This is a genomic window from Streptomyces sp. NPDC111802, assembly GCF_055634335.1.
In genome coordinates this window covers 87665-104010 of sequence record NZ_JBVKCZ010000024.1, presented here as the reverse complement: position 1 = coordinate 104010, position 16346 = coordinate 87665, and the positions used below count along the sequence as shown (strand labels likewise).

General features: G+C 71.2%; 15 protein-coding genes. 6 read left to right on the top strand and 9 right to left on the bottom strand.

Annotated elements, in window-relative coordinates; all coding sequences use genetic code 11:
• The first annotated feature begins 88 nt into the window (after positions 1 to 88).
• The 3 genes from ACZ7NC_RS25840 to ACZ7NC_RS25830 are packed head-to-tail and all read left to right on the top strand — an operon-like array spanning position 89 to position 3754.
• Positions 89 to 1420 carry a hypothetical protein gene (locus ACZ7NC_RS25840; RefSeq protein ID WP_471491627.1) on the top strand — a complete coding sequence of 444 codons (1332 nt, stop codon included), beginning with the start codon at positions 89 to 91 and terminating at the stop codon, positions 1418 to 1420.
• Positions 1417 to 2985: a vWA domain-containing protein gene (locus ACZ7NC_RS25835; RefSeq protein WP_471491626.1), complete on the top strand. Its 1569-nt coding sequence runs from the start codon at positions 1417 to 1419 to the stop codon at positions 2983 to 2985. The genes ACZ7NC_RS25840 and ACZ7NC_RS25835 overlap by 4 nt, the downstream gene beginning before the upstream one ends.
• The gene (locus ACZ7NC_RS25830; protein WP_471491624.1) at positions 2972 to 3754 is read left to right on the top strand and encodes a hypothetical protein; all 783 of its coding nucleotides are present in this window, start codon (positions 2972 to 2974) and stop codon (positions 3752 to 3754) included. Before ACZ7NC_RS25835 ends, ACZ7NC_RS25830 begins: the two co-directional genes overlap by 14 nt.
• A 15-nt stretch (positions 3755 to 3769) precedes the next feature.
• On the opposite strand, the gene ACZ7NC_RS25825 is transcribed toward ACZ7NC_RS25830, so the two are convergent.
• The 7 genes from ACZ7NC_RS25825 to ACZ7NC_RS25795 all read right to left on the bottom strand — a co-directional run bounded on the left by ACZ7NC_RS25825 (position 3770) and on the right by ACZ7NC_RS25795 (position 11495).
• Complete coding sequence (locus ACZ7NC_RS25825) at positions 3770 to 4780, bottom strand: LLM class F420-dependent oxidoreductase (RefSeq protein WP_471491622.1); 1011 nt, start codon at positions 4778 to 4780, stop codon at positions 3770 to 3772.
• Positions 4781 to 4898: 118 nt separating this feature from the next.
• The gene (locus ACZ7NC_RS25820) at positions 4899 to 5690 is read right to left on the bottom strand and encodes a hypothetical protein (protein ID WP_471491620.1); all 792 of its coding nucleotides are present in this window, start codon (positions 5688 to 5690) and stop codon (positions 4899 to 4901) included.
• Between the two features lie 162 nt (positions 5691 to 5852).
• On the bottom strand, positions 5853 to 6785 hold the full coding sequence (locus ACZ7NC_RS25815) for an N-acetylmuramoyl-L-alanine amidase (protein WP_471491619.1): 933 nt from the start codon (positions 6783 to 6785) through the stop codon (positions 5853 to 5855).
• A gap of 64 nt (positions 6786 to 6849) precedes the next feature.
• Positions 6850 to 7500, bottom strand: a complete 651-nt coding sequence (locus ACZ7NC_RS25810) for a class I SAM-dependent methyltransferase (RefSeq protein ID WP_471491617.1) — start codon at positions 7498 to 7500, stop codon at positions 6850 to 6852.
• Between the two features lie 128 nt (positions 7501 to 7628).
• A complete protein-coding gene (locus tag ACZ7NC_RS25805) occupies positions 7629 to 9392 on the bottom strand; it encodes an MFS transporter (RefSeq protein WP_471491615.1) in 1764 nt (587 codons plus the stop codon).
• Between the two features lie 126 nt (positions 9393 to 9518).
• Entirely contained in the window at positions 9519 to 10151 is a 633-nt protein-coding gene (locus ACZ7NC_RS25800; protein ID WP_471491718.1) for a response regulator, read from the bottom strand.
• Positions 10152 to 10310: 159 nt separating this feature from the next.
• Positions 10311 to 11495, bottom strand: coding sequence for a sensor histidine kinase (locus ACZ7NC_RS25795; RefSeq protein ID WP_471491614.1), 1185 nt, complete (start codon positions 11493 to 11495; stop codon positions 10311 to 10313).
• A gap of 300 nt (positions 11496 to 11795) precedes the next feature.
• On the opposite strand from ACZ7NC_RS25795, the gene ACZ7NC_RS25790 reads away from it, so the two are divergent.
• Genes ACZ7NC_RS25790 through ACZ7NC_RS25780 form a run of 3 tightly spaced genes read left to right on the top strand, consistent with a single transcriptional unit; the run spans position 11796 to position 14709 of the window.
• Entirely contained in the window at positions 11796 to 12653 is an 858-nt protein-coding gene (locus tag ACZ7NC_RS25790; RefSeq protein ID WP_471491613.1) for a MaoC/PaaZ C-terminal domain-containing protein, read from the top strand.
• A gap of 29 nt (positions 12654 to 12682) precedes the next feature.
• Entirely contained in the window at positions 12683 to 13759 is a 1077-nt protein-coding gene (locus tag ACZ7NC_RS25785; RefSeq protein ID WP_471491611.1) for a Zn-dependent alcohol dehydrogenase, read from the top strand.
• Between the two features lie 11 nt (positions 13760 to 13770).
• On the top strand, positions 13771 to 14709 hold the full coding sequence (locus tag ACZ7NC_RS25780; RefSeq protein ID WP_471491609.1) for a 3-oxoacyl-ACP reductase: 939 nt from the start codon (positions 13771 to 13773) through the stop codon (positions 14707 to 14709).
• A gap of 101 nt (positions 14710 to 14810) precedes the next feature.
• Here the strand turns inward: ACZ7NC_RS25780 and ACZ7NC_RS25775 are convergent, their stop codons facing one another.
• The gene (locus ACZ7NC_RS25775; protein WP_471491607.1) at positions 14811 to 14975 is read right to left on the bottom strand and encodes a hypothetical protein; all 165 of its coding nucleotides are present in this window, start codon (positions 14973 to 14975) and stop codon (positions 14811 to 14813) included.
• Positions 14976 to 15070: 95 nt separating this feature from the next.
• The gene (locus ACZ7NC_RS25770; RefSeq protein ID WP_471491606.1) at positions 15071 to 16249 is read right to left on the bottom strand and encodes a hypothetical protein; all 1179 of its coding nucleotides are present in this window, start codon (positions 16247 to 16249) and stop codon (positions 15071 to 15073) included.
• Positions 16250 to 16346 lie beyond the last annotated feature (97 nt).

Below are 16346 nucleotides of genomic sequence, written 5' to 3'. Positions count from 1 at the left end.
ACTACGTTCAACTGGTGTTCCCCGCAGGGTCGTTCACCGGTAAAGATGATCACCGACGATCCTGCTCCCGGAGAGGGCAGGAGAGCCGGTGTCCGAAGCAGACAGACCGCACGCCACATCCGAAGCGGACAGACCACGCACCGCGCAGGAACCACGACTGCGCACCCGCGACAGGGACCGCCCCCGCACCCGCTTACCGAGCCATGTCCTGGTGGCCTTTCCGCTCGCGCTGGCGGGCCTGATCGCCCTGCTGGTCACGGGCAACGCGCTGCGCCCGTTCGACCGCATCACCACGATCGAGGCCAGGATGGCCTCCAAGTCCGACTACTTCAAAGACCCCGAGGTGCAGCGGCTGTTGCTGAAGCACGGTCTGCGCGTCGACATCCACCGGCTCGGCTCCCGAGGCATCGCCACCCAGTCCCTGAAGGGCATGGACGCGGTCTTCCCGTCCGGCCAGCCCGCGGCCAAGCAGATCCTCAACCGGCAGGACCACTCGGTCCGTTCGGTCCGTCCCTTCGTGACGCCGCTGGTGCTCGGCACGTTCCGGGCCTACGCCGAGACCCTGGAGAAGGTGGGCGTGGCCGCCGCGCAGCCCACGACCGACGGCGGCAGGACGCTCTACTACGACCTCGACATGCGCAAGTTCATGGACCTGCTCGACGGCCGCACCGGAGAGCGGAAGGCCATGGGCGACCAGGACGAGGACGGCATCGAGGAGCGCGCCGACACCTGGAACGGCATCGGCTTCGACCGGGCCGGCGGACGCAGCAACAGCGGCCGGATCCTGGTCCGCACCTCCAGCGTCTGCGAGTCCAACTCCGCGGGCACCTACCTCAGCATCCTCGCGTTCGTGGCGAACGGCGACAGCACACCCGGCGCCGGCGCGGGAGACGAGGGCAAGGCGATGGAGCAGGCCGAGCGGGTCGCCGCGAAGATCAAACCCCTGATTGACCTCCAGGGCATGTGGGCCGACGAACAGGCCGACAGCTACCTCTCCGACCTCGGCGAGAGCATCGCGCCCATCTCCCTGATCTACGAGCACCAGTACCTGACCCACCAGATCGAGTACGAGCAGAAGTACAGCAGGCAGGACACCGACCGCGTCCTGCTCTACCCCACCCCCTACGCCCTCACCGAGCCCCAGCTCATCTCCCTCAGCGACAAGGGCGACCGACTGGTCCGGGTCATCGAGAACGACCCCGAACTACGCCAGCGGGCCATCGAGTTGGGCTTCCGCGTCCGCTTCTCCGGCGAGGACGGAAGCAGCGACCAGCTCAACGAGTACCTGGGCACACGCGGCATCCAGGTGCCGAGGCCCAACCGCGACGAGACCAAGGTGTACGAGCCCGACCTGGACGTCCTCCAGGAGATCATCAACTCCGTGGGCTCCTGCCCGCCACCCGTGCTGGACGCCCCATGAAGCGCTACGCCCGCACCCTCACCGCCTGTCTGACCCTGACCCTGCTCGCCGCCCTCACCTCCTGCACCCAAGGGAACGAGGACGTCACCCTGCGGGTCCTCGCCAGCCCGGAACTCGCCGACCTGGAACCCCTGCTGGACGAGCTGAAGGACGACACCGGAGTCCAGCTGGACATGGACTACCGGGCGACAGCCGACCTGTCCGGCGCCCGGAGCTCGTCGTACGACCTGGCCTGGCCGGTCTCCGACCGCTCCTTCCTGCTGCGGCTCCTGGACGAGGACCGGCGGACGGCACGGCCCGAATCGACCCCGATCATGCGCTCACCCGTCGTGATCGGCCTCACCCCCGAGGTCGCCGACACCCTGCGGGCCGAGGCGCCGGACGGACGGCTGTCGTGGGCGGACATCGCGGACGCCGCGGCCGACGGCACCGTACGGTTCGGAATGGCCGATCCGCGCAGCAGCGACACCGGACGCGCCGCCCTCGTCGGCGTCGCCACCGCGGCCGCCGGCACCGGCAGCGCACTGCGCGAACAGGACGTCTCCTGCGACCGGTTGCGCGGCTTCCGCTCCGGACAGACCCTCACCGGCGCCAGCTCACGGGAGCTCATCGCGACGTACACCGGCCATCAGGGCGAGGCCAACGCGCTGATCGCCCACGAGTCGGAGCTGCTGTCCCTCAACGCGAGCAAGAAGCTGCGCGAGCCCCTGCGGATCGTCCATCCCGACGACGGCATGGTGCTGTCCGACTTCCCGCTCCTCCTGCTCGACCCCGGCGAACGCACCGCGTACCGCGAGGTCGTCGACTGGCTGCTGCGGGACGACGTACAGCGCAAGCTGATGCAGCGCACCTGGCGCCGCCCGGTCAACCAGGACGTCACCCCGTCCGAGCCCCTGCGCGAGTCGGTCGGCAACGCCCTGTCCTTCCCCGACCGGCTGTCCATAGTGGAGCAACTGGTCGCCGACTACGGTGATCCCGCGAGCGCCACCACCGACCAGGTGGTGTTCCTGCTCGACTTCTCCGGCTCCATGCGCGGCGAGCGGATCGCCGGCCTGCGCGCCGCCTTCGCAGGCCTCAGCGGCGCCGACGCGTCCTCCACCGGCAAGTTCGCCCGCTTCTACCGGGGCGAGCACCTCACCGTCGTACGCTTCGGCGGGCGGGTCCTCCAGGAGCGCACGGTCACCGTGCGCGGCGACCGCGACCTGCGCACCCTCGGCAAGGTCGTCGCCGCCGACTCCTTCGACGACTCCACCGCCGTCTGGTCGGCCCTCGACCGCGGCTACCGCATCGCCGCCGACGCCGTCCGGGAGGCGCCCGAACGGCCCGTCGCCATCGTGCTGATGACGGACGGCGAGAGCAACGCGGGAATCCCGTACGAGGAGTTCCTGCGCCGGTACGACCGTCTCGGCGCGGATGCCCGCCAAGTACTCACCTTCCCCGTGCACTTCGGGGAGGCCGACGCGGCGGCGCTGGAGAAGGCCGCCGACGCGACCGGCGGCCGCATGGTCGACGCCGGCCTTTCCTCACTCCCCGACGCGTTCAAGGAGATCCGTGGGTGTCATTGACAGTCAGTGGTGGAGCATGCGCTGGCCGGGGATGGTCCTCTGGCTCGCGACGGCGGCCTGCTGCGGCGTCGTGCTCCGGTACGGGGCGGGGCGCTTGGTGAAGGCCTGGCGCAGGAGGAACAAACCCGGGCACGCGGTCTCCGGCAGGTGCTTCTACCTGGACGAGGAGGAGGTCAAGGACGTGGCGGACCTCCTCCACATACCGAGGTCCGACGTCCAGGTCTCCCAGGAGGTCAATGTCTCGCGCGGCGCAGGAGTGACCGGCACGGTTGCCGGCGCCGGCGCCAAACTGGAGCAGTCCGGAGGCTCCTCGACCAAGACCGAGCGCAAGGACGTCAACACGCCGATGAAGACCATCAGCCTGATCATGGACAGGCTGTGGGAGCAGGACAGGGTGGTGGACGCCGACCTCGTCAAGGAGCGGATCGCCCTCACCGCGGCCCTCGCCGACGAACTGCGGGACACCGCCGCCACGGACGGGGTGGCGCTGACGGACGTCAGGGGCGGTACCTACATCTCGGTCTCCGGCCTCTTCACGGTCCGCGGCACCGACCGCGACGACTTCGTGCTGCGCGCCCGCTACGGCACCGGTGAGACGGCCGCGTGTGTGAAGATCACCTGCGAACGGCCCTGGGTCCGCAGGAGGTTCCCGGTCGACAACTACTCGGAGGACGAGAAGTTCCCCGCCACCTGCCTGGGCCTGGTGCGCTCATGGAACGACCGGACGGCCGAACTGACCCTGGACCCGGTCGCCATCTTCCAGTCCTGAACACCCGTCCCGCGCCTATGCGTTGAGCTCCGCCAACACCCGCAACGACTCCCGGTCCGGCGCCAGCGCGAGCAGATCCGTCACCGGCCCCTTCCGCCACGACTCCAGCCGCTCGGCGATGCGTTCACGCGGCCCGACGAGCGAGATCTCATCGGCGAAGGCATCGGGCACGGCCAGGACGGCCTCCTCCTTACGGCCGCCGAGAAACAGCTCCTGAATCCGCCGTGCCTCCGCCTCGTACCCCATGCGCGCCATGAGATCGGCGTGGAAGTTGCGGGCGGCGTGCCCCATGCCGCCGATGTAGAAACCGAGCATGGTCTTGACGGGGAGAAGCCCTTCCTTCACGTCATCGCAGACCTGGACGCGGGCCATGGGCGCGACGAGGAAGCCGTCGGGAATCTCGGAGATCGCCTCCCCGTACACCTCGGGCCGGTTCGGCGACCAGTACAACGGCAGCCAGCCCTCGGCGATACGGATGGTCTGGGCGACGTTCTTGGGGCCCTCGGCGCCGAGGAGGACGGGCAGGTCGGGGCGGAGGGGATGGGTGATCGGCTTGAGGGCCTTGCCGAGCCCGGTGCCGTCCGCCCCACGGTACGGATGGGAGTGGAACCGCCCCTCCAGCGCCACCGGCGCCTCGCGCCGCAGCACTTGCCGTACGACATCGACGTACTCCCTGGTCGCCGTGAGCGGCGACTTCGGGAACGGCCGCCCGTACCACCCCTCCACCACCTGCGGCCCGGACAGCCCGAGCCCGAGCATCATGCGCCCGCCGGAGAGATGATCGAGAGTGAGGGCATGCATGGCGGTGGTCGTGGGGGAGCGGGCGGCCATCTGCGCAACGGCCGTACCGAGCTTGATCCTTGACGTCCGCGCGGCGATCCAGGTGAGCGCGGTGAAGGCGTCGGAACCCCAGGACTCGGCGGTCCACGCGGAGTCGTAGCCGAGCCGCTCGGCCTCCTGGGCGAGCGGTACGTGATCCGGGGAGGGGCCGCGCCCCCAGTAGCCGAGTGCGAGCCCGAGCCGCATACGCCTGCCCCCTCCTGACGGTGTATCAGACTTACAGCCTGTCAGCCGGAGGGCGACTGTACGACAACGGCCCCTCACCGGGAAGGGTGAGGGGCCGTCGTACGACTTGCCTTACGGCTCAGCCGCGCTGAATACCCGAGGTGTCCTGAAGCACACCACGCCGACCGTCCTGCGTCTGCGCGACCAGGGCCGCACCACGCTGCTCGACGGCCAAGTACCAGGTGCCCGGCGCCAGTTCGGCGATCGGCGTCGGCGAACCGTCCTCCGCGAACAGCGGCCGCGGCACGGGCACGGCGAACCAGAAGGGCGAGAAGTCCCCCGCGGGCGCCGGCGCGGGAGCCTGCGGCTGCCCACCCCCGAAAGGCTGCCCCGGCTGCGGCTGCCCACCGTAGGGCTGCTGCCCCGGCTGCGCCTGCGACTGCTGGGCACCCGGATATCCGTAACCAGCCTGCGGCTGCCCGCCGTAGGGCTGGGGAGCCGCGGGGCGGGGGGCCGGGAGGAGAGCGGCCTGGAGGGCGGGGACGAGGGGGGTGGCGATGGCGCCGGCGGCGAGGACAAGAGCGGCGATGAAGCCCAGGATCAGCCCGGCGGCGGCGCTGCCGCCCTCCGGAACGTCCACCAGGGTCCAGAACATGCTCCACGCGGAGAGAATCGTGAATGCCACACCGACGGTCCCGAGGTCCAGCCCGGCGACCTTGCGCGGCTGGGGCAGGATGCGGTTGACAACGATCAGGGCAGCGCCGATGACCCCGCCCAGGTAGGTGCCGAAGCCGACTCCGAGGTTTTCCCACCCGTTGATGTCAACGTTGAACCCAGAGGCGGAGTAGAGCTGGAGGAACGACGCGATGAACAGCAATACCGCTGCTCCGATCACCACGCCGTCGCCTCGAGTGAGGGAGCGGATATTCACTTCAGGTCCTTGTCAATCGTCTCGTCGTCGGCATCGCTGGAGGCGTCGCTGTCACCATGTCGCCGTCAGGCCCCGGTGTGAAGCGCGGGGGTGGCCCCTCATCGTAGGACGACCTTATCGTCCGACCGACGAGGGTGTCCGCCGGGATCAGCCCGTGGACCACTACCCCCGCAGGAAACTCACGATTCCCTCAGAGATCCCTTGCGCCGCCTTCTGCCGCCACGCCCCGCTGGTGAGCAGTGCCGCGTCCTTGCTATCGCGCATGTTGCCGCACTCGATGAACACCTTGGGAACCGTTGACAGATTGAGACCGCCGAGGTCCTTACGCGTGACCAGGCCGGTGCCGTCGCCGACGTAGTTGGAGGGGGCGCTGCCCGTGACGCGGACGAAGGAACCGGCGATGCGCTCGCCGAGGTCGCGGGAGGGGGTGACGATGGGGGCGGTGTTCGCGGCGCCCTCGTTCACCTTGGCGGGGAGGATGACGTGGAAGCCGCGTTGGCCGGCGTCCGCGCCGTCGGCGTGGAGGGAGACGACGGCGTCGGCGTGCGCCTTGTTGCCGATCTCGGCCCGCTCGTCGACGCAGGGACCCCAGGAACGGTCCCCGTCCTGGGTGAACTTGACCGTGGCGCCCTGCTTGCGCAGCAGCGTGCGCATGCGGTGGGCGACGTCCAGCGTGAACTCGGCCTCGGAGTAGCCGTCGTTGGTGGACGTCCCTGTGGTGTCGCACTCCTTCCAGTTCGTGCCGATGTTCACCTTGCGGTTGATTTCGGCCGTGTGCTGGAAGTTGTTCGGGTTGTGACCCGGGTCGATGACGACGACCTTGCCCTTGAGGGAGCCGGAGGTGGCGTCCGTCGTCGGGGTGGGGCCCGGCGGCTTGTCGTTGTTCGTGGCGGAGATCGTCGGCGCTGAATTCGACGGTGCCCCCGACGGCCGTACGGCGGCGTTGCCGGCGCCACCTCCGTCGCCGCCCACCGCCTCGTACATCACCCATCCGAGCAGCGCCCCGGGCACCAGCGCGGCGAACGCGACGGTCAGGGCTCGGCGGCGGCTGCGGCGGGGCTGGGGAGGATCGAAGTCCGGACCTACGTACGACACGCCTGCCACCTTACGGGCCGACCGCGGCCTGCGCGGGAAGGCCACGGCCGAGCCGCGCCGGAGTTCAGATTCCTGTGCCCGTCCGCTTCAGCACCCGCAGCGAGCCCGTCACCGACACCTCCGTGAACGCGCCGGACTCCAGTGCCCGGAGGTAGACGCGGTACGGGGCCTGGCCGGTGAACTCGTCCTTAGGGTCGGGGAACACGTCGTGGATGACCAGCAGCCCGCCGTCGGCCACATGCGGCGCCCAGCCCTCGTAGTCGGCGCTCGCGTGCTCGTCGGTGTGGCCGCCGTCGATGAAGACCAGGGCGAGGGGGGCGCCCCAGACCTTGGCCACCTGGGGTGAGCGGCCGACCAGGGCGATCACATGGTCCTCCAGGCCCGCCCGGTGCAGCGTGCGGCGGAACGTCGGCAGGGTGTCCATCAGACCCAGCTCGGGGTCGACCGTCTCCGGGTCGTGGTACTCCCACCCCGGCTGCTGCTCCTCGCTGCCGCGGTGGTGGTCGACCGTGAGGGCGGTCACCCCGGCCTCGCGGGCGGCGTCGGCGAGCAGGATCGTGGAGCGGCCGCAGTAGGTGCCGACCTCCAGGAGCGGCAGTCCGAGCCGTCCGGCCTCGACGGCCGCCGAGTACAGGGCCAGGCCCTCGCCGGTCGGCATGAACCCCTTCGCCGCCTCGAACGCGGCCAGGATCTCGGGCTTGGCGGCCGGGGCCATGGGGGTCCTTCCGGTTGTGCGGGTGTGTCCCGTCGTACGTGAGTGTCCTGCGTACGGCCGTATGGGCGCCCATCGTGCACCACACCCCCCGTCATGTGGACGACGGGGGGTGGGGGGCGGCGGGGAGCTCAGGCGGTGACCGTCTGCCCCGGTAGCGCCAGGTCCACGGCCACCGTGCTGTCGTCGCCGGCGTGCGTGGCGGACGAGGCGAGCGGGGCGTGGCCGTCGGCTCGGGCGGCCAGTACGTAGGCGCCCTGGGCGGGGACGGCGAGGGCGTAGCTGCCGTCGTCCGCGGAGAGGGTGGCGCCGGCCTGGCGTCCCCGGCGGTCGATCAGGGTGACCTTGGCGCGGGCCACCGGGCTGCCCTCGGCGTCGACGACCCGGCCTCGGAAGCCACGCAGTGCCTCCTCGGCGCGTGCCAGGTTGGCGTCCTCCTCGCTGCTGGCGCGCAGCTGCGGGTGAGCGGAGGCCGGGCGCTGCTTCGGGAGGAAGAGGGCCAGGAGGAGGCCTACGGCGACCGCGGCGGTGGCGATCAGGAAGGAGACGCGGAAGCCGTGCATGGTCGGGATCGCGACGCCGCCGACGTTGTTCGCGGTGTTGGCCAGCACCATGCCGATGACGGCGCTGGAGACCGACGTACCGATGGAACGCATCAGGGTGTTGAGGCCGTTCGCCGCGCCCGTCTCCGAGGCGGGGACCGCGCCGACGATCAGGGCGGGGAGGGAGGAGTAGGCGAGGCCGATGCCCGCGCCGAGGACCACCGAGATCACGAGGCTCTGCCAGGGGGCGCTCATCAGGCCGAGGCCGGCGCCGTAGCCGATCGCGATGATCAGCATGCCGAGGATCAGGGTGGTCTTGGGGCCGTACTTCGCCGAGAGCCGGGCGTAGACCGGGGCGGTGACCATCATCGTCAGGCCGAGCGGGGCGACGAGCAGGCCGGCGACGACCATCGACTGGCCGAGGCCGTAGCCGGTCTCCTTGGGGAGCTGGAGCAGCTGCGGGAGGACCAGGGAGACTACGTAGAAGCTGACGCCGACCATGATCGAGGCGAGGTTGGTGAAGAGGACGGCCGGGCGGGCCGTGGTGCGCAGGTCGACGAGGGGGGCCTTGGTGCGCAGTTCGTAGACGCCCCACAGGAGGAGGACGACCGCCGAGGCGGCGAACATGCCGAGCGTGGTGGCCGACGTCCAGCCCCAGTCGCTGCCCTTGGTGATCGGGAGGAGGAAGAGGACGAGTCCGGCGGACAGGCCGAGCGCGCCGAGGAGGTCGAAGGTGCCTTCCGCGCGGACCTTGGACTCCGGTACGACGAGAAGGGTGAGGACGATGGAGAGGACGCCGAGGCCTGCGGCGCCGTAGAACAGGGCGTGCCAGTCGGCGTGCTGGGCGACCAGGGCCGCGGCGGGCAGTGCGAGACCGCCGCCGACGCCGATCGAGGAGCTCATCAGGGCCATCGCCGAGCCGAGCTTCTCGCGGGGCAGCATGTCGCGCATCAGGCCGATGCCGAGCGGGATCGCGCCCATCGCGAAGCCCTGGAGGGTACGGCCGACGATCATCGGGAGCAGCGTGCTGCTGAGGGCGCTGACGAGCGCGCCGGCCACCATCACCCCGAGGCTGAGGATCAGCATGCGCCGCTTGCCGTACAGGTCACCGAGGCGGCCCATGATCGGGGTGGCCACGGCGCCGGAGAGCAGGGTGGAGGTCAGGACCCAGGTGGCGTTGCTGGGCGCGGTGCTCAGCAGCTGCGGCAGGTCCTTGATGACCGGGACGAGCAGGGTCTGCATCACCGCGACAACGATGCCCGCGAAGGCGAGGACCGGGACGACGGCGCCGGAGGTGCCGGGGGCGCCCGTGGTCGCTCTGCCGGGGGGCTGGTCAGTCGTCGTTTGTGTCATGTGTACACCGAACTCCGTCTGCCCGGGCAACTATTCCGATGCTTTGGCTCACTAACGAATTCTTGACCTTCTCTTGGGAAACGGGCCTGTTCGTTCGTGTGCCTGGGGCCCGAGGGGACGGTCTGTTCACAGCCACCCCTGCTGCCGTGCCTCCCGCAGTGCCTCCATCCGGTTGCGGGTGCCGGTCTTGCCGATGGCGGAGGAGAGGTAGTTGCGGACCGTGGACTCGGACAGGTGGAGCTTGGCGGCGATGTCGGCGACCGTCGCGCCCTCCGTCGAGGCGTTGAGGGCGTCGCGTTCGCGGGCGGTGAGGGGGTTGGGGCCGGCGCTCAGGGCCGCCGCGGCGAGCGCCGGGTCGATGACCGTCTCGCCGGTCAGCACGCGGCGGACGGCGACGGCCAGTTCCTCCACGGGGCCGTCCTTGACCAGGAAGCCGGCGGCGCCCGCCTCCATGGCCCGGCGCAGATAGCCGGGGCGGCCGAACGTCGTCAGGATCAGCACCCGGCAGTCGGGGACCTGGTCGCGCAGCTCGGCAGCCGCGTCCAGGCCGCTGAGGCCCGGCAGTTCGATGTCGAGGAGGGCGACATCGGGGCGGCTGGTGAGAGCGGCGTCCACGATCGCGTCCCCGGCCGACACCTGGGCCACGACCTCGATGTCGGGCTCCATCCCGAGCAGTAAAGCGAGAGCTCCGCGCATCATGCCCTGGTCCTCGGCGAGCAGGACCCGGATGGACTTGGCGGGCCGGTGGTCCCGGGGCATCTCGTTCACGGGCCAAGGGTAGGTCGTGCGGGGCGTGGTGGACCCGGGGTGTGGCGGGGGTTCGCCCAAGGGCTCGGGGCTTGCGGAGCGGTGCAGCGGTGGCGGGTCCGCGGTGGCCGGCCTGCGGTTCCCCGCGTCGCTGAGGTTGCCTCCGTGGCTCTATCCGACCGGTTGCCGCATCGCATCCGGTGTCGGTTCCCTCGACTCCGTCGGCAGTTCCGCCGTGACCGCGAAGCCGTTGCGTGGGCCGGGGCCCGCTGTCAGCGTGCCGCCGGCCGTGGTCAGGCGTTCCGTGAGGCCGATCAGGCCCGTGCCGCGGAGCGATGCCGGCCTCTCGGGGTGGTCGCAGACGTGCGTGTCCCCGTCGTCCGTCACCGTCAGCCGCACCCGTTCCCCGCTGCCCGACAGGACGAGCTCGCACCGGTCCGCGCCGCTGTGCCGTACGACGTTCGTGACCGCCTCCCGCACCACCCAGCCCAACAGGACCTCGGCCTGCGGCACGAGCGGCGGGCCCGAGCGGCGTACGACGGGCTCGATGCCGGCCGCCCGCAGCGCCGAGACGGCGCGGTCGAGCTCGGTGTTCAGGCTGCCCCGCCGGTAGCCCGTCACGGCCTCGCGGATCTCCGTGAGCGCCTGGCGGCCGACCGCCTCGATGTCGTTGAGCTGGGACTGCGCCGCCGCCACGTCCCCGGCGGCCAGCCGCCGCGCCGCCTCCGACTTCACCACGATCACCGACAGCGTGTGGCCGAGCAGGTCGTGCAGATCCCGGGAGAAGCGCAGACGTTCCTCCTCCACGGCACGCCGGGCCAGCTCCTCGCGGGCCGTGCGCAGCTGCCGTACCGCCTCCGACAGGGACAGGATCGCCGCCGTCACCATCGTCGAGATCCAGGTGGCGTACGCGATGTCGAGGCCGCCCCACCCGTCGTGGGCCACCGAGACGGCCCCGGCCAGCACACCCACGAGCAGACCGGCCGGGCGCAGCTGCGGCATCCGCACGGCCGCGCCCGTGGCCAGCCCGAGCAGCGGGAAGAACAGCAGCCAGTTGCCGCCGTACGCCAGCGCCAGCGCGCAGGTGACCAGGCCCAGCAGCACCAGTGCCACCCGGGTCGAGGTCTCCTCCCGCTTCTCCTTCACGAAGGAGCGGAACGACACGTAGATGTAGAGCGAGTTGAAGGTGAGCAGCCCGAGCCCGCCGATCCACGGCTCCTGGGTCTCCCCCTGGAACAGGTTGGAGAAGGCGCCCATGCCCATCAGCAGCCAGGGCAGCAGACTGTAGGCGTTGGGGCTGCGCTCCTCCCTGAAGGTCTCGCACTCGGTCCCGCGGCTCTTGTGCAACCAGGCCATGCCCCTGCCCCCTGTCGGTACGAACCGATGACATCGACGGTACGGACCCGGACCGCCGCGCGGCAGTGGCGGCTGTACGCGATTCCGCAGGACAAATGTCATGGGCGACCGAGCCGGGCGTGGACCGGGATTCCGACCGACCTGACACGGCGTCAGAAGCCTTCACAACTGCGGAGCGCTCGGCTATACAGAGGGCGCCGGACTGGAACGCGTTCTAGAACGGCCCGTGACGACCTCGGTGCGGCCGACGGTGCGGACGGCCGTACCGAGGTCTTGACCCCCGCCACCGTCAGGAGCCGTATGCCCATCGACGCAGCCAAGGCTCTCGCCGCCGAGCCCCGGACCGACGAGATCTCCTGGAACTCCAAGGACGTCCAGCTGTACCACCTCGGCATCGGTGCCGGCGTCCCCGCCACCGACCCCGACGAACTGCGCTACACCCTGGAGTCCCGGCTGCACGTCCTGCCGAGCTTCGCCACCGTCGCGGGCTCCGGCTCGCCCGGCGTGATCAGCGGACTGTCGATGCCCGGCATCGAGGTCGACCTCGCCCGCGTCCTGCACGGCGGGCAGGCCCTCGTCGTCCACCGGCCCATCCCGGCGGCCGGCACCGCCACCGCGACCCACAGCGTCCCCGCCGTGTACGACAAGGGCAAGGCGGCGGTCCTCGTGCTGCGCACCGAAGTCGCCGACGCCGAGGGCCCGCTCTGGACCAACGACGCCCAGATCTTCATCCGCGGAGAGGGCGGCTTCGGCGGCGACCGGGGCCCCTCCGCCCGCCTCGCACCCCCCGAGGGTGAGCCCGCCCGTACCGTCGAACGGCCGATCCGCGAGGACCAGGCCCTGCTCTACCGCCTCTCCGGCGACTGGAACCCGCTGCACGCCGACCCGGAGTTCGCCAAGGTCGCCGGGTTCGAACGGCCCATCCTGCACGGGCTGTGCACCTACGGCATGACCCTCAAGGCGGTCGTCGACACACTGCTCGGCGGGGATGTGACGCGGGTGCGGTCCTACGTCACCCGGTTCGCCGGGGTCGTATACCCGGGGGAGGCCCTGCGGATCCGCATGTGGCCCGGGGGCGGGGCCGTGCGGGTCGCCGTGAGCTCGGTGGAGCGGGACGACACGCCCGTTCTCGCCGACACCGTCGTCGAACACTCCTGAACTCCGCATGACCTGAGGGGAGCCGCACCATGCGCGCAGCCGTACTGCACGAGATCGGCCAGGACAAGCTGGAGGTCCTCGACGACGTCGAGGCGGTGGGCTTCGGCCCCGGCCGGGTGAGGGTCCGGATGCGGGCCACCGGGCTGTGCCACTCGGACCTGTCCGCGATGAACGGCGTACTGCCCCAGCCCGCGCCCTTCGTCCCCGGCCACGAGGGTGCCGGGGAGATCCTCGAAGTCGGGGAAGGCGTACGGCATCTGAAGCCGGGCGACCGGGTCGTCCTGTGCTGGCTGCCCGCCTGCGGTGCCTGCCCCGCGTGCAAGCGTGGTCAGACCGAGCTGTGCCTGGCCGGGTTCATGAACGCCGGCACCCCCAACTTCAAGCGCCCCGGCGGTGACCTCTTCGGCTTCGCGGGCACCGGCACCTTCACCGAGGAGGCCGTGGTCGACGCGGGCTGCGCGGTGCCGATCCCCGACGACGTGCCCTTCGACATCGCGGCCCTGATCGGCTGCGGCGTCACCACCGGGCTCGGCGCGGCACTCAACACCGCGGATCTGGAAGCCGGTTCGTCGGTCGCCGTCATCGGCTGCGGAGGCGTCGGTATCTCGGCGATCCAGGGCGCGAGGCTCAGGGGCGCCGCCGAGATCGTCGCCGTCGACCCGGTCGCCTCCCGCCGCGAGGCCGCGCTCAGGTTCGGTGCCACCAGGGCCGTCTCCCCGGACGGGCTGGCCGACGCCAAGCAGCAGGTCACCGCGGGCGAGGGCTTCGACTACGTCTTCGAGGTCGTCGGCAGGTCCGCCACCGCCCGCACGGCCTACGAGAACACCCGGCGCGGCGGCACCCTCGTCGTCGTGGGCGCCGGCGCCATGGACGACTTCCTCCAGCTCAACATGTTCGAGCTGTTCTTCGACGAGAAGCGCATCCTGCCGTCCATGTACGGCGGCGGCGACGTCCTGCGCTCCTACGAGCGGACGATCGCCCTGTGGCGCGCCGGCCGTATCGACCTGGACGGCCTGATCACCCACCGGGTGCCGCTGGCCGAGATCAACGAGGCCCTGGACCAGATGCGCACGGGCACGGCACTGCGCACCTGCATCGAGATCTGACGGGGGTATTCGTGTCGCTGCCACTCGAAGGGCTGTCCGCCGTGGTGACCGGTGCCGGTCGCGGGCTCGGCCGGGCCGAGGCGCTCGAACTCGCCCGGCTCGGCGCCGCCGTCGTCGTCAACGACTACGGGCAACCCGGCCGGGACGGCTCGGGCGATGCCTCCGCCGGCCCCGCCGAGCAGGTCGCCGCCGAGATCCGTGCGGCGGGCGGCAAGGCGCTCGCGCACACCGGGGACGTCGCCGACTTCCAACAGGCCGGTGAGCTTGTCGAGTTGGCGATCGCCGAGTTCGGCAAGCTGGACATCCTGGTCAACAACGCGGGCATCCTGCGCGACCGCATGGTCTTCTCCATGGCGGAGGAGGAGTGGGACTCGGTGATCCGGGTGCACCTCAAGGGGCACTTCAACACCACCCGGTTCGCCGCCGCGCACTGGCGTGAGCGGTCCAAGGCGGCGGGAGGGCCGGTGTACGGGCGGATCGTGAACACCTCCTCGGAGGCGTTCCTCGCCGGATCCGCCGGGCAGCCCAACTACGCGGCGGCGAAGGGCGGCATCGTCGGCCTCACCACCTCCACCGCCCTCGCGCTCGCCAAGTACGGCGTGACCGCCAACGCCATCTGCCCACGCGCCCGCACCCGTATGACCGAGGACGTCTTCGCGGGCCTCGAACGGCCCGAGGACGGCCTCGACCCGCTCGCCCCCGAGCATGTCGCCCCACTCGTCGGCTACTTGGCCGCCCCGGCCGCCGCCCGGCTCAACGGCCAGCTGCTCGTCGTGCACGGCGGCATGGTGGCGATCGTCGAACGGCCACGGGTGGCCGCCAAGTTCGACAGCAAGCAGGACACCTTCACCTACGACGAGCTGGACGCGCTGCTCACACCGCACTACGCGGAGCGGCCGGCGGGGGAGACGTTCGCGGCGGCGGAAGTGCTCGGACTGAAAAGGGCGTAAAGGGTGTAAGGGTGTAAAAGGCGTAGAGACAAAACCGCCATGGGCAGATACGAGAACGGCCCCGCCCCTCATGGTGGGGGCGGGGCCGCGCGGCGTCGGCGTCAGGCCGCCGTCTCGTTCTCCTCGGCCGGCTTGCGATGCCGGCCGCGCGGGGCCGTCTCGCCGTCCTGGGCCGAGACCGGGCCCCGGTGCCTGCCGCGGCCGGAGACCTTCTGAACGTCGTGAACGTCGGCCGGCCCCGGCTGGGTCGTGCTGGCGTTGCTCATCGGAAAACTCACCCCGTCAACATGATCTTTCTTACAGCCGGGCGAGTTTAACCGGCCGACCATGGGCCGAATCCAGACGGCCACGCCAACCGCCACTAGTTCGTTACAAGACCGCCCAACGGGGCTTGCTGCAAGGGCACAGGACGGGGCGCGACGGGACGCGGAGGCTCCGTTTCCGCGGGCTCGGACACCGTGGATTCCGGTGTCGCGCCGGGTGCTTCGGCCTCCGCCGCCGACGAGAACTCCTCCCCGGCGGCCACCCCCACCCGAGCCACCCCGCACCGCACCTCCGCCGTGGCATACGGCAGTTGGAGCACTCCGTCCCGAGTCCACCACCCGGCGCCCGCCAACCACCCTTCGGGCGCCGCGAGATGACACACCTGCCGTTCCGCGGGCCGCCACACCCCGACCCAGCTGCCGACCGGCCCGTCGACGCGCAGCGCCACCCCGCAGCTCTCCGGCGTCAGCACCTGCCCCGGCTGGATCGCGAACGGCGTCACCGCGCATTCCGGCATCCGCAGGCACTCCGGGAAGCGCACCGGCAGGGTGCTGCCCAGCACGCCCCAGCCCAACCGTTCCTGCCCCGGCGAGGGGGCGTCCGAGCGGATCAGCAGCAGCCCGCTGTCCGGGTCGGCGAGCAGCACCCGGTCGTCGCTGTCGTCCGCGATCTGCAGCAGCGGCGACACCTCGCCGCCCCGCCCCAGATCGACCACCACCGCCTTCGTACGGCCCCCGGACTCCCGGTCGAGGGCCAGCATCCGCCCCTCCCGGTCCAGCCACACTCCACCCGAGCAGCGCCCCGGGATCTGCGCGAGGTGCTCCGGCCCGAAGGCGCCCCCCGCGACCAGCCACACCGCGCTGGAACGCCGGCCCACGGCGAGGGCGTAGGCCTTGTCGCCGCCCGGCGCCGGAGGCAGCATCCGCAGCCGGGTCCCCTCCTCCGGGCACTGGACCGCGCCCAGCAGCAGCTCACCCGTGCCGGGCCCGGTCGGGTACAGCAGCGAGAACACATGCCGTCCATCGGTCGGGCGGCGGATGAGGACCCGCCCGTCGCCCATCGGCTGCACCTCGGTGCCGGGCTCCTCCGGCTGGTGGGAGGGCAGCGGCACGGCGTAGGGCTCGGGGCCGTCCAGGGTCCAGCGCTCCGGGAACCAGCAGTCGCCCGCCGGTGCGAGACGCGCGGCGTAGGAACCGTCCGCCGTGATGGCGCATCCCGCCCGAGGCGCGTCGCCGTCCTCGTGCTCCGCCGCCGACTCGATCGCACAGGCCGTCATGGTCCGGTCACCTCCAGTGACGAAGCTAGTTTTCGCACGCACAGGCGTGGGACCGGGAAGGTTCCGCTTCACACAAAGGGGTGGCAGAGGAACGATT

Coding starts and splice junctions, on each gene's coding strand:
- ACZ7NC_RS25770 (WP_471491606.1), bottom strand. CDS start 16,249: ATGACGGCCTGTGCGATCGAGTCGGCGGCGGAGCACGAGGACGGCGAC.
- ACZ7NC_RS25775 (WP_471491607.1), bottom strand. CDS start 14,975: ATGAGCAACGCCAGCACGACCCAGCCGGGGCCGGCCGACGTTCACGAC.
- ACZ7NC_RS25800 (WP_471491718.1), bottom strand. CDS start 10,151: ATGCCCCGGGACCACCGGCCCGCCAAGTCCATCCGGGTCCTGCTCGCC.
- ACZ7NC_RS25795 (WP_471491614.1), bottom strand. CDS start 11,495: ATGGCCTGGTTGCACAAGAGCCGCGGGACCGAGTGCGAGACCTTCAGG.
- ACZ7NC_RS25805 (WP_471491615.1), bottom strand. CDS start 9,392: ATGACACAAACGACGACTGACCAGCCCCCCGGCAGAGCGACCACGGGC.
- ACZ7NC_RS25835 (WP_471491626.1), top strand. CDS start 1,417: ATGAAGCGCTACGCCCGCACCCTCACCGCCTGTCTGACCCTGACCCTG.
- ACZ7NC_RS25810 (WP_471491617.1), bottom strand. CDS start 7,500: ATGGCCCCGGCCGCCAAGCCCGAGATCCTGGCCGCGTTCGAGGCGGCG.
- ACZ7NC_RS25790 (WP_471491613.1), top strand. CDS start 11,796: ATGCCCATCGACGCAGCCAAGGCTCTCGCCGCCGAGCCCCGGACCGAC.
- ACZ7NC_RS25785 (WP_471491611.1), top strand. CDS start 12,683: ATGCGCGCAGCCGTACTGCACGAGATCGGCCAGGACAAGCTGGAGGTC.
- ACZ7NC_RS25825 (WP_471491622.1), bottom strand. CDS start 4,780: ATGCGGCTCGGGCTCGCACTCGGCTACTGGGGGCGCGGCCCCTCCCCG.